General features: G+C 59.8%; 15 protein-coding genes, 1 tRNA gene and 1 pseudogene. 7 read left to right on the top strand and 10 right to left on the bottom strand.

From position 1 onward, the window contains the following. Positions 1-34: 34 nt before the first annotated feature. Complete coding sequence (locus M0D67_RS21210; protein ID WP_171927820.1) at positions 35-766, bottom strand: enoyl-CoA hydratase/isomerase family protein; 732 nt, start codon at positions 764-766, stop codon at positions 35-37. A 112-nt stretch (positions 767-878) separates the two neighbouring features. On the opposite strand from M0D67_RS21210, the gene M0D67_RS21205 reads away from it, so the two are divergent. Both M0D67_RS21205 and M0D67_RS21200 read left to right on the top strand, forming a co-directional pair. After that, the gene (locus tag M0D67_RS21205) at positions 879-1,661 is read left to right on the top strand and encodes a GntR family transcriptional regulator (RefSeq protein WP_154567363.1); all 783 of its coding nucleotides are present in this window, start codon (positions 879-881) and stop codon (positions 1,659-1,661) included. Positions 1,662-1,676: 15 nt separating this feature from the next. Next, positions 1,677-2,228: a DinB family protein gene (locus tag M0D67_RS21200; RefSeq protein WP_171927821.1), complete on the top strand. Its 552-nt coding sequence runs from the start codon at positions 1,677-1,679 to the stop codon at positions 2,226-2,228. An 88-nt stretch (positions 2,229-2,316) separates the two neighbouring features. Here M0D67_RS21200 and M0D67_RS21195 read toward each other — a convergent pair whose 3' ends face one another. Next, complete coding sequence (locus M0D67_RS21195; protein ID WP_171927822.1) at positions 2,317-3,483, bottom strand: porin; 1,167 nt, start codon at positions 3,481-3,483, stop codon at positions 2,317-2,319. Positions 3,484-3,922: 439 nt separating this feature from the next. Here M0D67_RS21195 and M0D67_RS21190 point away from each other — a divergent pair, with 439 nt between their 5' ends. Further along, positions 3,923-4,705: an alpha/beta hydrolase gene (locus tag M0D67_RS21190; RefSeq protein WP_171927823.1), complete on the top strand. Its 783-nt coding sequence runs from the start codon at positions 3,923-3,925 to the stop codon at positions 4,703-4,705. A 17-nt stretch (positions 4,706-4,722) separates the two neighbouring features. Here the strand turns inward: M0D67_RS21190 and M0D67_RS21185 are convergent, their stop codons facing one another. The 4 genes from M0D67_RS21185 to M0D67_RS21170 form a co-directional block, all read right to left on the bottom strand. After that, positions 4,723-5,661 carry a LysR family transcriptional regulator gene (locus tag M0D67_RS21185; protein WP_171927824.1) on the bottom strand — a complete coding sequence of 313 codons (939 nt, stop codon included), beginning with the start codon at positions 5,659-5,661 and terminating at the stop codon, positions 4,723-4,725. Between the two features lie 36 nt (positions 5,662-5,697). Beyond that, positions 5,698-6,885 carry an acetyl-CoA C-acyltransferase gene (locus M0D67_RS21180; protein WP_171927825.1) on the bottom strand — a complete coding sequence of 396 codons (1,188 nt, stop codon included), beginning with the start codon at positions 6,883-6,885 and terminating at the stop codon, positions 5,698-5,700. Positions 6,886-6,914: 29 nt separating this feature from the next. Further along, positions 6,915-7,679: an SDR family NAD(P)-dependent oxidoreductase gene (locus tag M0D67_RS21175; RefSeq protein ID WP_171927826.1), complete on the bottom strand. Its 765-nt coding sequence runs from the start codon at positions 7,677-7,679 to the stop codon at positions 6,915-6,917. An 88-nt stretch (positions 7,680-7,767) separates the two neighbouring features. After that, complete coding sequence (locus M0D67_RS21170; protein WP_154567369.1) at positions 7,768-8,493, bottom strand: nitroreductase; 726 nt, start codon at positions 8,491-8,493, stop codon at positions 7,768-7,770. A 300-nt stretch (positions 8,494-8,793) separates the two neighbouring features. Here M0D67_RS21170 and M0D67_RS21165 point away from each other — a divergent pair, with 300 nt between their 5' ends. Then, positions 8,794-10,449, top strand: a complete 1,656-nt coding sequence (locus tag M0D67_RS21165; protein WP_171927827.1) for an AMP-binding protein — start codon at positions 8,794-8,796, stop codon at positions 10,447-10,449. 17 nt (positions 10,450-10,466) lie between these two features. Here the strand turns inward: M0D67_RS21165 and M0D67_RS21160 are convergent, their stop codons facing one another. The 4 genes and pseudogenes from M0D67_RS21160 to M0D67_RS21145 all read right to left on the bottom strand — a co-directional run bounded on the left by M0D67_RS21160 (position 10,467) and on the right by M0D67_RS21145 (position 13,877). Continuing rightward, positions 10,467-11,159, bottom strand: coding sequence for a Crp/Fnr family transcriptional regulator (locus M0D67_RS21160; RefSeq protein ID WP_171927828.1), 693 nt, complete (start codon positions 11,157-11,159; stop codon positions 10,467-10,469). A 351-nt stretch (positions 11,160-11,510) separates the two neighbouring features. Next, a complete protein-coding gene (locus M0D67_RS21155; RefSeq protein WP_154559106.1) occupies positions 11,511-11,948 on the bottom strand; it encodes a YciI family protein in 438 nt (145 codons plus the stop codon). Between the two features lie 452 nt (positions 11,949-12,400). Then, a pseudogene (locus tag M0D67_RS21150) lies at positions 12,401-13,618 on the bottom strand (tyrosine-type recombinase/integrase). A 174-nt stretch (positions 13,619-13,792) separates the two neighbouring features. Next, positions 13,793-13,877 (bottom strand) — tRNA-Leu (locus M0D67_RS21145). A 182-nt stretch (positions 13,878-14,059) separates the two neighbouring features. Here M0D67_RS21145 and M0D67_RS21140 point away from each other — a divergent pair. The 3 genes from M0D67_RS21140 to M0D67_RS21130 all read left to right on the top strand — a co-directional run bounded on the left by M0D67_RS21140 (position 14,060) and on the right by M0D67_RS21130 (position 17,082). After that, on the top strand, positions 14,060-15,100 hold the full coding sequence (locus tag M0D67_RS21140; RefSeq protein ID WP_171927829.1) for a LacI family DNA-binding transcriptional regulator: 1,041 nt from the start codon (positions 14,060-14,062) through the stop codon (positions 15,098-15,100). Positions 15,101-15,181: 81 nt separating this feature from the next. Beyond that, a complete protein-coding gene (locus M0D67_RS21135; RefSeq protein ID WP_171927830.1) occupies positions 15,182-16,261 on the top strand; it encodes an ABC transporter substrate-binding protein in 1,080 nt (359 codons plus the stop codon). Continuing rightward, a complete protein-coding gene (locus tag M0D67_RS21130; RefSeq protein ID WP_093647257.1) occupies positions 16,258-17,082 on the top strand; it encodes an ABC transporter permease in 825 nt (274 codons plus the stop codon). The genes M0D67_RS21135 and M0D67_RS21130 overlap by 4 nt, the downstream gene beginning before the upstream one ends. Positions 17,083-17,086: the final 4 nt, after the last annotated feature.

Genomic DNA, 17,086 nt, shown 5'->3' with positions numbered 1-17,086 from the left:
CGCCATGTGCGGACTTCGATGGGTGAGCTTGCGCTCAGCGGCCCTGCATCAGTCGCAGGCTCGTGACGGTCAGCATGTCGGTCGCGCTGCGGAAGTTCTGTTCGATCGGGCTTTCCTCCGCCGACTGAAAGAACGCCTTGCACTGGCGCACGCCTGCATCGTCGAGCGCGAGGATGCGATCGGTGAGGGCGTCGGCGTCGCCGCGCAGCGCAGCAGCCTCGCAGACCTGCGTGATCAGCCCCGCCTGCAGCGCGGCGGCGGGCGTCAACGTGTCGCCGAACAGCACCATTGGAAACAGCGTCTTCGGCAAAGCGTAGCGGCCCAGATAGGCCATGATCGCGGCGGGCGGCAAGCCTTTGCGCATCTCGGGAAACGCGAGCGTCGCGCGTGACGACACTAGCGTGAAGTCACACAGAATCGCGAGTCCGAAGCCGAAGCCATGCGCATCGCCATGCACTTCCGCTATCGAAATCATCGACGTACCGCGCACGAGGCGCTTCAGTTCGATCAGCCGCGCGACTTCCGAACGGATCGACACTGCGTCGCGGCCGGCGCGCTCGCGTCCGGTACAAAACATGTTGCCGCTCCCGCGGATGCGCAGCACACGCGCGCTCGGCTCTGCGGCCTCGCTGCGTAACGCCGCCGTCATTGCCTCGAACATCAGGCTGGAAACCTCGTTGCCCGCGTCCGGGCGATTCAGCGTAAAACTCAGCACGTTGCCCGTTCGCTCGATCAAAACTGGCTGCGGGAATGGACTGCGATCCATAACTTCTCCTGTGTCGACCGGCGTTGACGCTTCAGCGCTTACTCCAGTGCCGTGCAAGTAATTGCGGGTGTATAATCTGTATACAGCGTATTCACAGAACCATGAGGTGTCAATGCCTTCCAGTAAAACTGCAATGAAAACTGCCGAAGCCGCCGCACCGAAGCACGCGAAAGGTGCGCATGCAGGCACACATTCGCTTGACAAGATCGCGAGCAAATATCACTCGCGCATGCGCACGGTCGATGCATCTAGCGACTCATTGAGCGAAGGCGTGGTGGTACCCGCGTTGCGCGAGGCGATCGTCGAGGGCGTGCTTGCGCCGGGCAGCCGCCTTTCAGAAGTTCAGGTCGCGAAGCAGTTGAATGTAAGCCGCACGCCGATGCGCGAGGCGTTCGCGCAACTCGAACGCGAGGGACTGGTGACGGTGCTGCCGCGTGTCGGCGCGTACGTGCGCGCCGTGACGCTGCGCGATGTCGAGGAGATTTACACGGTCCGCGCCGCGCTTGAATGTCTTGCCGTACAGCTTGCGTTGGAGCGCATCACGACACTCGGCATCGCGCAACTTGACGACGTGATCGAGGCGATGCAGGTGAGCGTCGATGCTGGCGATCCGGTGGGTTACGTAGAAGCGCTAGACCGCTTCTACACAATCGTGATGACGATCGCCGACAACCGCACGCTGCAGGACAGTCACGCTGGATTGATCGGACCTGTGCGCCGCCTGCGGCGCATAGCGATGGCGCGCGGCGGCCGTATGCAGGCGTCGTTCAGTCAAGCGGTCAAAATTCGCGATGCCATTGTGAACCGCTCGTCGAACGTGCAGGATTTGATGCGTGAACAACTGGCCGGCGCGTGTCGTGCTGCGCTGGACGTGCTGAACGACGCGAGCGAATAGTCAAGGAAACGAGTCATGCTCAATACGCAAACCACCCGCATTCTTTCCCGCTATAAAACCTGGGCGGACAACGTGCTGTTCGATTGCATCGAAGCATTGCCGCCCGGTGAAGCCGTCAAAACGCGGCAGACCTTGTTCAAGTCGATGATCGGCACGCTGAATCACATTTACGTGGTCGATCTGATCTGGAAGGCGCACCTCGAACGCAAGGAGCACGGCTTCACGACACGCAACGTGGTCGTGCATGCCGATCTACACGACCTGCGTGGCGCGCAACAGGACATGAACACGTGGTTCGAACGCTGGGCGGATGAACAGACTGACGCGTCGCTGGCTGAGACGTTGTCGTTCGCGTTCATATCCGGCGAGCGTTCGGCTATGTCGCGCGGCGCGATGTTCATGCATCTCGTGAACCACGCTTCGTATCATCGCGGCTGGGTTTGCGAAATGTTCTTCGACGTTCCCGCCAGGCCGCCCGCTACCGACCTGCCTGTTTTTCTTACAACCCACCCGGAGGCCAGTTTTCCGCCCCCTTCGCACGCGTCGCACGATCAGGTGAACGCATAGCACGAGGTGGGATGGGAAATCGACCGGATGAACGCTTGTAAAAGCGAGCGTGCGCAGGAGAGGGTGTGCTTGGGTTGACGGAGCGCGACTAGAACTGATGCCGGATTCCGATACGAGCGACCGCTTGATGACGATTCGAAGAAGGCGACAAATCGGCAATGTTCGCGACCGCCGCGTGGCCGGTCGAGTCGTCTCCGCTCGCCGTCTGCCATGCACCTGAAATATAGACATCGGTGCGCTTGGACAGCTTGTGATTCACACCGGCGGAGAGCTGATTGTATTTGGCGCCCCCAATGGTTTGAGTCACAGCGTTCCCTTTCAGGAAGTTGTAGGCCGCTCCAACCGACCAATCCGGGGCAATCAGGTACTGCAGGCTGACTTCCGCGTCGTTGAAATCCGCACTGCTTTCACTAAGCGTGGCAATGTTCGAGTAGCGAATGTTCGAATAGGTCGCGCCCACGACCACGTGTCCGAACGCATATGAACCGCCGGCCGCTACGACCTGGTACGTTCTTGCCGACGCATAGCCGCTGTAGATCGGGCTCGCGGTCAGCCCGTTCGACGTCGCGGTATCGGTTGGGTTGCTCCCTAACAAGGACGCCGCCGGATTGTTGACGTGTGAATATGCCACGGACATACCAAGCGGGCCTCTCGCAAAATGGGCTCCGAAAGAGTAGGCCTGATTGGTTGCAAGCGAGCCTGGCACACCGCCGAAGCTATAGAGACTTTCGAATCTCAAACCGCCGTAGTCGGGGCTCTGGTACTTGACTGAATTGTTCTGGCGACGTGTGAAGTTGAAATTGTCGAGGTCGCCGGGATGTGCCGCGTGATCCGAGCCAAGATTTGAATCACCGAACTCGTATATTCCGACGTAGTCGATGATGGGATCGTATTGCCGCCCGAGCGTCACAGTGCCATACCGGTCGCTCGACAAACCGACAAAGGCCTGTCGGCCAAATTCATCACCTCCTTGCGCGAGATTTCCGGTGTTGAGTTCGAAGCCGTTCTCGAGCGTGAAGACCGCCTTGAGGCCGCCGCCGAGATCTTCGGATCCTTTGAGTCCCCAACGGGACCCATTCAGACCATTGTTGGCATCGAGTCGAAACAGTCTGCCGCCGCTTTTGCTGCCGGCAACAGGCACATTGCTGATTGCTTCGAAGCCCTCATCAATGATGCCGTACAACGTAATGCTGCTTTGCGCATGCGCGGCAGGGACAGACACAACAAGAGCACATGTCACCAGGATTTTTTTCATTGGCAAACTCGCAGGATGCCGGCGTCGCCCGCAGCGCGTGGAGAGCGCAAGCAGGTCCGACATTGCCGAAGCGGAAGAAAGAAAAATCAAAGGCAATGGACGAAACGAGCGCCGGCTCAATTTATTCCGCAGATTCTTCAGAAAGCGAGTCCGTGACGGTTCAATCAGGACGTCAGCTTCCCGGCTCGACCCGCATCAGCCGTTCGTGCTTGTCCAGATGCAATGGCTGCTTGCAGACGTTGACTCAAAAAAAACTTTGCAGTGAACGGAATGTTTGCACCGGGACTGTGTTTGCACCTTCGTACACCAGAATCCAGCGCCCGCTTGCAGTCGTAAGCATCGACCGGATGATTGGCTGGGTATGGTTCGTCTTTCGACTCGTCATTGCGGCTGAGCGAAATTCGCGAATCTCATCCTTCACATATCTCGGAGAAGTCTCATGAAGTTGAATTCGTTTGTCCTCGCCGGTTTCGCCTGCGCCACGCTGCTGAGCGCAACGACGTCATTCGCACAGGACAGCACCGCAGCTCCGTCCGCACCGATCAAGAACGTCGTGCTGGTTCACGGGTTGTTTGCAGATGGTTCGAGCTGGGGGAAAGTGATTCCGCTACTGCAGGCAAAAGGCCTGCACGTGACGGCGGTGCAGAATCCGACGACCTCGCTCGACGCGGACGTGGACGCGGTTAAGCGCGCACTTGCGCAACAGGATGGCCCGACGCTGCTAGTCGCGCACTCGTACGGCGGGATGGTGATCAGCCAGGCTGGCGATGATCCGAAAGTGGCCGGTCTCGTGTACATTGCCGCGCGTGCGCCGGATGCCGGCGAGGACTATCCGGCACTGACGAAGAAATTTCCAGCCGCGCCCGCATCGGCGGGGCTTCAGTGGTCGGCCGACGGCTACGGCCAGCTATCCGAGCAGGCATTTTTGAAAGACTTTGCCGGCGATCTGCCGAGGGCTGACGCAGAGAAGTATTATGCGGTTCAGCAGCCCATTGGCAAGGCGATCACGATGGCGAAGACGACCGTCGCCGCGTGGCACGACAAGCCGACCTGGTATGCGGTATCGACTGAAGACCGGACCATCAACACCGATCTGGAGCGCTTCATGGCGAACCGGATGCACGCGCATACGATCGAGCTTAAGTCGAGCCACGTGTCGCTGCTGTCGCATCCGACTGAAGTGGCAAATCTGATCCTCGAAGCGACCGGAGAGCAGAAGTAGAGTGGCGCTTGCATCAATCAACGGTGAATGAATCTGCTAGCGGCTTCCTGATCAGCCGCCAGCTTCGCCGGCATGGTATCCCTCAGATAGTCCACCCAGCTGCGAATCTTTGCGTCCACGTATTGTCGCGATAGATACATCGCGTAAAGTCCCATCTCCTGCGAACTGTATTCGGGTAGAACCCACGCAAGTTCGCCGTTGTGCAATCCGCTGATCGCCGAATAAATCGGAATCAGGCCGATTCCTAGTCCTTCCCGTACTCCAGTGACAAGAGCCTCTGGTGTATTGACTTCCAGCAAGGCTGGCCGGAGTCGAATGGACTCCTCTCCGTTTGGCCCCTTGAAGGACCACACGTTCATTGGAGATTCGGGTGTGTTCAGGTGGATGCACGAATGCGCTTCGAGATCGTCTGGCTTGTGCGGGACACCATGGGTCTCGATGTAAGTACGTGATGCGCAAACAATGCTGAATGCACTACCGATTTTCTGTGAAATGAGCTCTGAATCCGATAATGCCAGTGCCCCGACAATTGCAACGTCGCAGCCGTCTTCGATGAAATCCGGCGTGCCATTGGCGAGCGTCAGCCGGACTTTCACTTCAGGATATAGCTGTTGATATGCACCGATCGCCTTGATGAGGTAGTGCTGTCCAAACCCGACCGGAGTGCGAACCCTCAGTTTCCCACACGGACGCGCATGTGCGTCACCAGCCTCCGCCTCAGCCTGTTCGATCAGTGCCAGAATCTGCATGCAATGATCGTAATATCGCTCACCAGCTTCAGTCATCGCGATGCGTCGTGTGGTCCTGTTGAGCAGTCGGGTTCGAAGGTGTGCTTCCAGATCCGAAACGGCGCGTGAGGTCTGGCCAGGAGTGGCGTCCATGCTGTTCGCCGCCGCGGTGAAGCTCCCGGCTTCGACGACGCGCACAAAGACGCGCATGTCTTGAAGTATGTCCATGCAGAGCTCCCGATACGAGTCCAACCGGCGCTTACGTTAAATTATCTCGATGGCCATGGCGGTGGCTTCGCCACCGCCGATGCAGAGGCTTGCAATTCCGCGCTTTCCGCCCGTCGATCTGAGGGCCGCAAGCAAGGTGACCAGAATGCGTGCTCCGGACGCGCCGATAGGGTGACCGATGGCACAGGCGCCGCCGTGTATGTTGACCTTGTCGTGATCGAGCGTCATGTCCTGCATGGCAGCCATCACGGCGACCGCGAATGCCTCGTTGATTTCCCACAAATCTACGCTGGACGTCCCCCATCCAATCCTGGACAGTAGTTTCTTAATCGCGCCCGCGGGAGCGGTGGTAAACAGTCTCGGCTCCTGAGCGTGGGTGGCGTGCCCGGCGATAGCGGCCAGAGGCTTGATCCCAAGTCTCTCGGCACTTGAGAGGCGCATCAGCACCAGCGCGGCGGCACCATCGGAAATCGAACTGGAGTTAGCCGCAGTTACTGTGCCATCGGTCTTGAAAGCGGGTTTCAGGCTGGTGATCCTGTCCAGTTTGGTTTTGCCCGGCTGCTCATCGTGCTGTACCAGAACTTCACCTTTTTTGCTGGAGGTCATCACTGGGATGACCTCCCACGCGAACGCACCGGACCGAATAGCGGCTTGGGCTCGTGTGGTTGACTTTATTGCGTAGGCATCCTGATCCTCCCGGGAGAATCCGTAAGACTCGGCGCACTCTTCAGCGAAGGTGCCCATTTGACGGCCACGGTCGAAATAGGCATCTTCCAGACCGTCGAAGGACATATGGTCGAGAATCTGTCCGTGACCAAGGCGGAAGCCCCCTCGTGCCTTCGGGATGAAGTAAGGAGCGTTTGTCATGGACTCCATGCCTCCCGCAACAATGACCTCGTTGCTGCTCGCCATCAGGAGATCATGGGCTAGCATGGCGGCTTTCATGCCGGAACCGCACACTTTGTTAACAGTGGAGCAGACCACCGAGAGGGGTAGCCCGGCGCCGATGGCCGCCTGGCGCGCAGGGGCCTGGCCGAGTCCCGCAGGCAGCACACAACCCAGGATGAGTTCCTGGACCTGCTCGGCGCTAATGCCGGCTCGCTGGATAGCGGCCTGTACGGCAACGGCACCGAGCTGCGGCGCCGTGCGATCGGAGAGATTCCCCTGGAAGCTGCCAATAGGGGTGCGGGCGGCTGAGACGATAACGACGGGATCTTTGGACATGATTCGTTCACTGAAAAGATGGATGCGGTTTATTTGGCGGCCATACGAATGGCGCCGTCGAGGCGGACGACCTCGCCGTTCAGGTATTCATTCAAGAGGATGTGCTCCACCAGAGCGGCGTATTCGGCTGGCTTACCCATCCGGGCTGGGAACGGCACCGTTTTGCCCAGCGCCTCCTGTACTTCAGCGGGCATGCCAAGCAGCATCGGCGTTTCCATGATGCCTGGAGCCACTGTCATAACCCGGATGCCGCAGCGCGAGAGTTCCCGCGCGAGTGGCAAGGTCATCGCCACAACGCCGCCTTTGGAAGCGGCGTAGGCTGCCTGCCCCACCTGTCCTTCAAACGCGGCCACGGAGGCTGTGCAGATGATGACGCCACGTTCGCCGGAGGGCACTGGCGGACAGGCGCTCATCATCTCCGCCGCATTGCGGGTCATGTTGAAAGTACCAACCAGGTTGATATTGATCGTCCGGGCGAACGCTTCCAGCTTGTGGGTTCCTTCACGGCCGATGACCCTTTCGGCGGGAGCAACGCCTGCGCAATTGATGAGTCCCCTGAGGTGTCCCATTTCCATGGCCGCCGCAAAAGCTGCCCGGGCGCTGTGTTCGCTGGCGACGTCGGTGGCAACGAATCGGGCATTCGGCCCTAGCTGTGCGGCGATGGCCTCACCAGATTCGGGGTTAAGGTCCGCCAGGACCACCTTGCCGCCCCGCTCGACGATCATCTTCGCCGTGGCCGCCCCCAACCCGGAACCGGCACCGGTCACTACAAATACGTTGTCTCTTATCTGCATGTCTGTTTTCCTTTCATGTGACGCTGCGCTGATGCATTCGTTACGTGGGTCGCTGACTGGTGTCTGGATTCGCTCCCGATGCACGCTGCTAATCCGAATAAAACGTAGTAAACGAGCCGACCTCCGCTCTTTCCGTGACGAGGGTGTTCTCGATGCGCGAGGCATCCGCAAATCCGAGACTCATGCCGACAACAAACCTCTCACCTGTCTCCAATCGAAGTTGATCGGCAATGACCTTGTGGTACTTCATAAATGCTGCTTGAGGGCATGTGCTCAAGCCATGAGCACGGGCAGCGATCATGATGTTCTGCAGGAACATGCCGTAGTCGAGCAGGCTACCCTGCTGCATGACGCGGTCGATTGTGAAAAACAGGCCGACGGGCGCGTCAAAGAATTGATAGTTGCGGCTGTGCTGGGCCAGCATCCGTTCCTTGTCGCCCTTTTCGATTCCAAGCAACCCATATAGCTTCCAACCCACAGTCCGTTTTCTTTCAAGGTATGGAGATATCCACTCGCGCGGGTAATAGTCCCACTCGTCCGTGCATGTCTCGTCTAGTGCCGAGTCGTCATTAACCCGTTGGATCGCGGCACAGATACGGTCTTTGGCGTGCCCCGTGACGACGTGTACGCGCCAGGGCTGAATGTTGACTCCCGTGGCAGCGAAGCGCGCTACGTCCAATATCGATTCCACCGTCTCCCGAGGAACCGACGTGGGCAGAAACGCCCTGACGCTGCGACGCGACAGGATCGCCCATTCGATGGCCTTGCGCAGCGCATCGGCGTCCATCGCCGGTGGTGTCTCACTTCTCTTCATCTGTCACTCCATCTGTCTTCAACGTCAGCAAACTCAAGCAACTTCCCTTCACGGCAGCATTGCCTTGCGAGCAAGATTAGCCAGGGGGAACAGGGCGTGTTGTCTCGAACATGACAATTGGCATCCAGCAACCCGTCGTCCCCTACGAACCCAAGGAGTGTCCTGTTCGAGACAGTTCCATTCCGGCGCAACGGTTAGATTTGATGCGACATCGCAAGGTTTGAGCGATCCGATTCAGAGGTTGCACCTACGCACCACCAATGCCCGGAACACTTTCACATTCATGTGAGGAGACACGACATGGCCACTAAAATCTACGAGCGCGGCCTCGATCGAAACGAAGCCAACTACGTGCCGCTGACACCGCTGCATTCATTGGATCGATGCGCCGATCTGTTTCCGGAGCGTATCGCCATCGTGCATGGCGAGATGCGTCAGACCTGGGCGGCGACGCGCAGCCGCTGCCGCCGGCTCGCCAGTGCGCTCGTCCGGCGAGGTGTCAAGCGCGGCGACACCGTATCGATCATTGCGCCTAATACGCCCGCGTTGGTGGAGGCGCATTTCGGGGTGCCGCTCAGCGGAGCTGTTCTCAACACGATCAACTGCAGGCTGGATGCCGACGGCATTCGGTTCATCCTGCTTCACGGGGAATGCAAGGTCCTTTTTGTGGATCGCGAGTTTGCCGCCCTTGCTGCGAACGCACTCGAGCATGTTCCAGACAGGCCACTCGTGATTGACATTGCGGATCTCGAAGCGCCGCCGGGGGCATCGATAGGTGAGCTCGACTATGAGCAGTTGCTCGGAGAGGGAAATCCGGACTTCGAAGGCGTATGGCCCGCGGATGAAAGGGACGCTATCGCATTGAACTATACGTCTGGCACGACCTCCGACCCGAAAGGGGTCGTGGTCAGTCACCGTGGGGTTCACCTGATGAGCATGCTCCAGTTGATTGACTGGGGCATGCCGCGCGGGCCGGTGTATCTCTGGACCCTCCCAATGTTCCACGCCAACGGATGGTGCTTCGCCTGGGCAGTCACAGCAGCGGGTGGCACCCATGTCTGTCTGCGCAAAGTCAATGCCGCAGGAATATTTCGAGCCATCCGCGAGTACGACGTCGATCATTTTTGTGCAGCGCCAATCGTCCTGGCCGCACTGGCAGACGCGCCCGCCAGCGAGCGTAGCCCGTTACCTCGCGTCGTTCGCGTCCGCACGGCGGGGTCGCCACCTCCGGCAACCGTATTGAAATCGGTAAGCGAGTTGGGATTCGAGGTTGAGCACGTATACGGCATCACCGAATCCTCCGGCACACCGGTCAGTTGCTTCATCCAGGCAGACTGGCACGCATCGACAAACGAGGAGCAGGCGCGCCTGAAGGCGCGGCAAGGTCAGCGGGCCGCCGGACTCGAAGCCATGCAAGTCGCAAATCCCGCCACGCTTGAGCCCGTTCCCGCGGACGGGAAGAGCGAGGGAGAGATATTGCTGCGCGGCAATGTCATGATGAAGGGCTATCTGAAGAACGAGGAAGCGACCCGAAACGCCTTCGAGGGTGGCTGGTTCCACACTGGAGATATTGCCGTGGTGCACCCGGACGGATACATTCAGATCACGGATCGATCCAAAGATGTCATCATTTCGGGTGGCGAAAATATTTCATCGATCGAGGTCGAGGATGTATTGCACCAACACCCAGCAGTACTCATCGCGGCGGTGGTCGCGCAGCCCGATGTCAGGTGGGGGGAAGTGCCTTGCGCATTTGTCGAGTTGAGACAGGGTGTCAATTCACCTTCTGAACGAGAGCTGATTACGTTCTGTCGGGAACGGCTCGCACACTACAAGTGTCCTGTGAGGATCGTATACGGCGCGTTGCCAAAGACAGGCACAGGAAAAATTCAGAAATTTCGGCTTCGCGCGCAGGCTGGCAGCCGGGAAGCCATTACGAAGCTGTCTGACGCGTAGTCACGAATGCGGCCCAATCAATCTTCGGAATGCGCAAAATCTCGAAGCCCTGTTAGGTCAAGAATTCGGACTGACCCATATTCGATCGTTAAAAGCCTCGCATCAGCGAGCTCGTGAAGCGCCCGGTTGGTGTTCTGCCTGGAAAGGCCGGACAAACGTCCAATTTCTTCTTGCGAAAGACCCAGCATCAGATCAGCGACGCCAAAGAGTTGCGGATTGAACATTTCAGCGAGACAGAAAGCGACTCTTGCAGACGCTTTCTGCAAACGGAGGTTTGCAACCAGACCGACGTAGTAGCCGCACCGGGCGTTGAGTTGATTGATGACAAATCGACTGAACGAGTGGCTATTGTCAAGCAGCCACTCAAATGTGCTGCACGGTATAAACCCGACTTCGCTGTCACGCAGCGCTACCACCGAGTATGGGCGAGGCTCATCCTTTAGTAGGGCTCCCTCCCCGAACCAGGAACCCGCCGGCACGCCGGCGAAGGTTGTAGCCCGCCCACCTTTAGAGACCGTATCGACTTTGACTAACCCTTCGATCACGCCGATCCAATGATCCGCAGGGGCTCCGCGAAGACAGACCAGGGCGCCGGCAGAAAACGATCGTTGAAAAGCATCTTTTTGGACGCGAGCGAGCTGTTCCTGTGTCAACCTGGCCGACCAGGCGGAACGCGATATGAAGCACTGCAACTCAACTGACAGGGGCATAGCCAGGTTAGGTTCGAAGGGTCCAGAGGCATTAGTTTAACCATTTGCCGGCCGACGTTGCCAATGACCCGATCGGCCGAAATCTGCTCGATGGTCCGGTCCGGAGCAGTAGCCAACGTTCGACCGAGCACTCGATGGCGTGGGCCAACGTCCGTAGTTGTCCGAGTCCAGCCTGAATCGGCTAGGCCGGACGTAACGCCGCCGACCGGAAGCCGACGGTCGTTCGCCGCGGGTATGGCCGCCGAAAAGCGGTCGCTCTACGCTGACGCTGAGCCGCAGACGGAGGTTCGCCTGCGGACGTCGGCTCGAGCGCCCGGCTGGATGGCAACTCGGCGGTTCCGTATGTGGCCTTCACTTCTTCGCCTGCCAAACCGACTCGCTCCAGGTCGGTGCCGCTGCCCGGATGATATCGAGGACATTTGGCGGGACGTCGCCCGCTCCGGTGAGTTGGCGCACCTCCAGTACATCGTCCGCGCCGAGACCGGATGGCGCGCGCAATGCCCAGGAAATCGCCTCCTCAAGAGATCCAACTTCGATGATGTAAAAGCCACCGACCAGTTCCTTGGACTCTGCAAACGGGCCATCGACGATATACCGTTTCCCCTTGCTAACCGCAATTCGCGCTCCGGGCGCTGCTGGGTTCAAGCCTTCGGAAGCCACCAGGACACCGGCCTTGTGCATCTCTTCGTTGAACCTCATGTACGCCGTGAGAAGGGCCTCGTCCAAACCGCCGCCGGCATCCGGCTCCTCATTGTCTGCGCTCGCTTGGGCTGTGATGATGAATCGCATCGTCGTTCTCCTGAGTTGAATGGTGCTTCAGGACCACGACGAACGAAGGGCTGTCGAATCGACACGTTGCGGCCAATTTCGATGATACATATCGCAGCCCACCAGGCCGATGCCGAGCGCCTCTGTGAGACTTGAAATCACAGGGATTCCAGCGTACCCGAAAGAAGACGTTCACGAAGGGCAGCCAACGGCCAAACGCGGGCGAATGCCAAACTGGCGTTGCGGCCTGCCTGTCATCGATCTGCATCCGGCGCCGGTCGACCCTGAGGCGCCCTTCGGGCACGCACAAGGTCGGCGGCAGCTTCCTGTGCGAAGCGGCCACCTGAACGTCCAAGTTACAGCTCGTACGAATGACGCGTAATGGCCGCACAGAGCCGAATGACAACCTGCTCAGCTCGACCCTTTATAGCAGCCGGTCGAAGTATCTCCCCAGCGGACGCTCAGATTCCGACTCAGCCTGCCACGCCACAAATCCGAATGGTCCGTGCGCCCGCATTCAGCTTGTCTAGATAGTCTGCCCACAACTGCATCATCACCCGGCGCTCCCTGATGAACTTGGTCCGGTTATACGCCGAGCCACGATTATCCGGTACTGCATGTGCGAGTTGATGCTCGATTGCCTCTGGTTTCTGCTCCAGTTCCTCGTGCAGGAGGGTACGGGCCATCGCGCGAAAACCGTGGCCGGTAATTTCCGTTCGGGTGTCATAACCCAGTCGTCTGAGTGCAGCATTGATCGCCGCTTCGCTCATTGGATGCAACGTCGAACGAGCGCCGGGAAAGACAAAACGCCCCTTGCCTGTCAGTGCTTGCAACTCCCGCAAGAGAGCCACTGTCTGGGTTGCAAGCGGCACCAGATTCTGAGTCCGTGTCTTTGTCACCAGATAGCGCCACTCCCCCTTATCCAGGTCGAATTGCGCCCACTCGGCCCGACGAAGCTCGCTTGGCCGCACGAACAGCATCGGCGCAACCTTGAGCGCGCAGAGGACGGGAAACGTCCCCGAGAAACCGTCGAAGGCCCTGAGCATTTCCGCCACCTTGGCGGGTTCGGTGAGCGCAGCAAAGTGCTTTTCTATTGGAGGCGGAATCGCTCCGATCAGGTCTTTTGCTGGATCGCTCTTTGCCTTGCCTTCCTTGATCGGATATCGGAAAACGCGGCTGATTTCACTGCGCACCCGGTGCGCTGAATATCGCGCCCCCCTCCTATCGATCCGCTTGAGCACCAGCAGAATCTCGGGCGCGTCGATCTCGGTGATGGGACGCTTGCCCAGCCACGGGAATACGTCGTTTTGCAGACGGGCGAGCGTCTTTTCGTGCTGACCAATCTGCACGACCGATTTGCGCTCCTCCAGCCAGTCGCGGGCTACGGCCTCGAATGAATTGTTGGCGTTGAGTCTTGCGGCTCGCTTATCAGCCTTTTTGACGTCGCCTGGGTCTATCCCCGCCGCCAGTTGTTCACGCGCCGCACTTCGCTTCCTGCGCGCTGCTGCGAGCGATACGTCAGAGTAGATGCCCAGCGCCAAGCGTCTTTCTCTACCACCGAATCAGTATTTCAGGCGCCAGTATTTCCCTCCCGACGGCGCAATCTCCAGATACATCCCGCCACCGTCGGTCAGGCGATAGACACTCTCACGAGGGGCTGCGCTACGCACAGCAATGTCAGTCAGGGGCATGAAGGCCTCCTGGGGGCTTTTTTTCAAGGACGCCGTTTTTTACACCAACATGCCCCCTAAGATGCCCCCAGAGGTCAACGGAACTCCGCGGTTTCTCCAGGAAACAAAAAAACCCTCGAAGCATTGCTGCATCGAGGGTCCAAGGAATTTTCTGGAATCTGGTGGAATACTTCCTGGTGCCGGGGATCGGACTCGAACCGACAAGCCGTGAGGCGGCGGATTTTAAGTCCGCTATGTTTACCAATTTCATCACCCCGGCAGGGGTCAGAACCACGCTGGACGCGAATTCTACCATTGCCAGGCGGACGCACCAAACCGCCGCAATCCAGCCGCGACCCATCCTCACCCTCTCCCGCCAGGCACAAAAATTGGAGTCATCCGCAAGTCACAAACATTCCTGATAATCCGCTGACGAAAACGTTTACATAACGCGCGGAAATCATGATCCCAACGATCAAAGACGTCGCCGCCCACGCGGGCTTCTCCATCGCCACGGTCTCGCGCGCGATCAACGCGCCGCACACCGTGAATCCAGTCACGCTCGATAAGGTGCGTCAATCCATCGATGCCCTTAACTTCCGTCCCAGCCCGCTCGGCCGGCAGTTGCGCGGTGAGCGCACGCGCCTGATCGGCGTGATCCTGCCGACACTCGCCAACCCCGTGTTCGCCGAATGCCTGCAAGGCATCGACGAGCTCGCCGCGGCGCAAGGCTACCGGCTCATGCTGATGACCACCCAGTACGATGCCGACCGCGAACGCCACGCCATCGAAACGCTGCGCGAGCATCGCGTGGAAGGCCTGATCGTGACCGTCGCCGATGCCGACACGCATCCGCTGCTCGACGAACTCGACCGCGCCGGTCTGCTCTATGTGCTGATGCATAACGACACCGTGCGGCGTCCGTCGGTTTCGGTCGACAACCGCCTCGCTGCGTTCGATGGCGTACGCATGCTCATCGCGCACGGCCATCGCCGCATCCTGATGCTGGCGGGCACACTCGCCGCTTCGGACCGCGCTCGCCAGCGGCATCTCGGCTACGCGCAGGCGATGCAGCAGGCCGGCCTCACCCCTGCGCCCGCGCTCGAAGTCGATTTCAACGCCGACGAACTGGCGCCGTCCGTGCTCGCCCATCTGACCAGCGGCCCGAACCGCCCGACCGCCCTCTTCTGCAGCAACGATCTGCTCGCCATGGTCGTGATGCGCGGCCTGCGCCGTGCGCGTCTGCAGATTCCGCACGACATGTCGATTCTCGGCTTTGACGGACTCGCGATGGGCGAATTGCTGTCGCCGCCGCTGGCAAGCATCTGCGCGCCGAATCGCGAGATCGGCTGCGCCGCCTGGCGGCGTTTGCTGGCCCGCGTAACTGGCAGCTACGAAACGCTAGGGGAAACGTCGCCCACGCTGACCTTGCCGCACAGCTTGCGTGAAGGCGCCACCATCGCGGCGATTTCGAACCGCACAGAAACTTCGGTGGCGACCTGAAGGCCGTTTGCATAGTCGCTTGCGTAAGCATCCAATTCAAACCCCGAACCACCCGCTCTCGTCCTCTCCAGGAGACCCGCAGTGATCCGCTCTTCAACACGTTTTGCGTCTTCGATCAAACCGCTCTGGCGCCGTCTAGCCCGCACCACGGCCACCGCGCTGTCAGCCGGCATGATCGTCACGGCCGCGCTCGCCGCCCTCGCACCGCAAGCTGCCCATGCCGACGAAACCGCGATCTGCTACAACTGCCCGCCCGAATGGGCCGACTGGGCGAGCCAGATCAAGGCGATCCAGCAAAAGACCGGCATCCGCGTACCGTTCGACAACAAGAACTCCGGCCAGTCGATTGCGCAACTGATGGCCGAGCAGAAGAGCCCGGTTGCGGACGTGGTCTATCTCGGCGTGTCGTCGGCGTTCCAGGCGAAAGACAAAGGCGTCATCCAGCCGTACAAGCCCGCGCACTGGGACGACATTCCGGCCAACATGAAGGACCCGCAAGGCTACTGGTTCACGATTCACTCGGGCACGCTGGGCTTTTTCGTCAACAAGGACGCGCTCGAAGGCAAACCGGTCCCGCGTTCGTGGGCCGACCTTCTGAAGCCTGAGTACAAAGGCATGATCGGCTACCTCGATCCGTCGAGCGCGTTTGTCGGCTATGCGGGCGCAGTCGCGGTGAATCAGGCGCTCGGCGGCACGCTCGATAACTTCGAGCCGGGCCTCGACTGGTTCCGCAAGCTGAAGGCCAACGCGCCGATCGTGCCGAAGCAGACCGCCTACGCGCGCGTGATGTCCGGCGAAATCCCGATCCTGCTCGACTACGACTTCGACGCCTACCGCGCGAAGTACAAGGATCACGCCAACGTCGAATTCGTGATTCCGAAGGAAGGCACGATCTCGGTACCGTACGTGATGAGTCTTGTGAAGGGCGCGCCGCATGAAGCGAACGGCAAGAAGGTGCTCGATTTCGTGCTGTCGGACGAAGGCCAGAAACTGTGGGCCGACGCCTATCTGCGTCCGGTGCGCGCGAATGCAATGAGCCCGGAAACCGCAGCCAAATTCCTGCCCGCAAGCGACTATGCCCGCGCCAAACCGGTCGACTTCGGCAAGATGGCCGAGAAGCAGTCGAGCTTCGGCGAGCGTTATCTACAGGTGATGCATTGAACGACGTCACGTTCCCGCTGCGCTGGCGCATCGCCTTGATCGCGCCGGCGCTGGCGGTTTTCATCGCGTTCTGGCTGTTGCCGATGGGCGCGCTCGCGCAAATCAGCGGCGACGGCCACGCATTCGCGACCTATCGCGCGATGCTGACGAATCCGCGCTACATGTCGAGCCTCGGCGCGACGGTTATGCTATCCGCAGCGGTCACGGCGACGACGCTTGTGCTTTCGGTGATCGCCGGTTTGCTGCTGGCGCGCCGTGAGTTCCCACTCAAGCGCACACTGCTCGCGCTGCTGACATTTCCATTGGCATTCCCTGGCGTCGTGGTCGGCTTCATGGTGATCATGCTGGCCGGACGTCAGGGTTTGATCGGCGCGTTGTCGCTGAAACTCACGGGCGACCGCTGGGTGTTCGCTTACTCGATGAGCGGCCTCTTTCTCGGCTACCTGTACTTCTCGATCCCTCGCGTGATCGTCACCGTGATGGCGTCGGCGACCAAGCTCGATGCCTCGCTCGAAGAGGCCGCGCGTTCGCTCGGCGCATCGCCGTGGCGCATTACGCGCGACATCGTGTTGCCCGCCTTGTCGCCGGGCTTGATCGCGGCCGGCGCGGTATGTTTCGCGACCGCCATGGGTGCCTTCGGCACCGCCTTCACCCTGGCCACCGACATCGACGTATTGCCGATGACCATCTACACCGAGTTCACACTGAACGCGAACATGGTGACGGCCGCGGGCCTCTCGATCGTGCTCGGCATCGTCACATGGGCCGTGCTGGCGTTCGCTCGCAGCGTGAGCGGTTCCGCTGTCGCGGCAAGCGCATGAGCGG

Source organism: Paraburkholderia sp. SECH4 (assembly GCF_030511745.1).
Classification (GTDB): domain Bacteria; phylum Pseudomonadota; class Gammaproteobacteria; order Burkholderiales; family Burkholderiaceae; genus Paraburkholderia; species Paraburkholderia madseniana.
Note: the sequence above shows the minus strand (reverse complement) of the source record. Positions and strands in the feature narration are given on the sequence as shown.

Bases quoted from the DNA above. Each gene is read 5' to 3' on its own strand.
- M0D67_RS21210 (WP_171927820.1), bottom strand. From the start codon at position 766: ATGGATCGCAGTCCATTCCCGCAGCCAGTTTTGATCGAGCGAACGGGC.
- M0D67_RS21205 (WP_154567363.1), top strand. From the start codon at position 879: ATGCCTTCCAGTAAAACTGCAATGAAAACTGCCGAAGCCGCCGCACCG.
- M0D67_RS21200 (WP_171927821.1), top strand. From the start codon at position 1,677: ATGCTCAATACGCAAACCACCCGCATTCTTTCCCGCTATAAAACCTGG.
- M0D67_RS21195 (WP_171927822.1), bottom strand. From the start codon at position 3,483: ATGAAAAAAATCCTGGTGACATGTGCTCTTGTTGTGTCTGTCCCTGCC.
- M0D67_RS21190 (WP_171927823.1), top strand. From the start codon at position 3,923: ATGAAGTTGAATTCGTTTGTCCTCGCCGGTTTCGCCTGCGCCACGCTG.
- M0D67_RS21185 (WP_171927824.1), bottom strand. From the start codon at position 5,661: ATGGACATACTTCAAGACATGCGCGTCTTTGTGCGCGTCGTCGAAGCC.
- M0D67_RS21180 (WP_171927825.1), bottom strand. From the start codon at position 6,885: ATGTCCAAAGATCCCGTCGTTATCGTCTCAGCCGCCCGCACCCCTATT.
- M0D67_RS21175 (WP_171927826.1), bottom strand. From the start codon at position 7,679: ATGCAGATAAGAGACAACGTATTTGTAGTGACCGGTGCCGGTTCCGGG.
- M0D67_RS21170 (WP_154567369.1), bottom strand. From the start codon at position 8,493: ATGAAGAGAAGTGAGACACCACCGGCGATGGACGCCGATGCGCTGCGC.
- M0D67_RS21165 (WP_171927827.1), top strand. From the start codon at position 8,794: ATGGCCACTAAAATCTACGAGCGCGGCCTCGATCGAAACGAAGCCAAC.
- M0D67_RS21160 (WP_171927828.1), bottom strand. From the start codon at position 11,159: ATGCCCCTGTCAGTTGAGTTGCAGTGCTTCATATCGCGTTCCGCCTGG.
- M0D67_RS21155 (WP_154559106.1), bottom strand. From the start codon at position 11,948: ATGCGATTCATCATCACAGCCCAAGCGAGCGCAGACAATGAGGAGCCG.
- M0D67_RS21140 (WP_171927829.1), top strand. From the start codon at position 14,060: ATGATCCCAACGATCAAAGACGTCGCCGCCCACGCGGGCTTCTCCATC.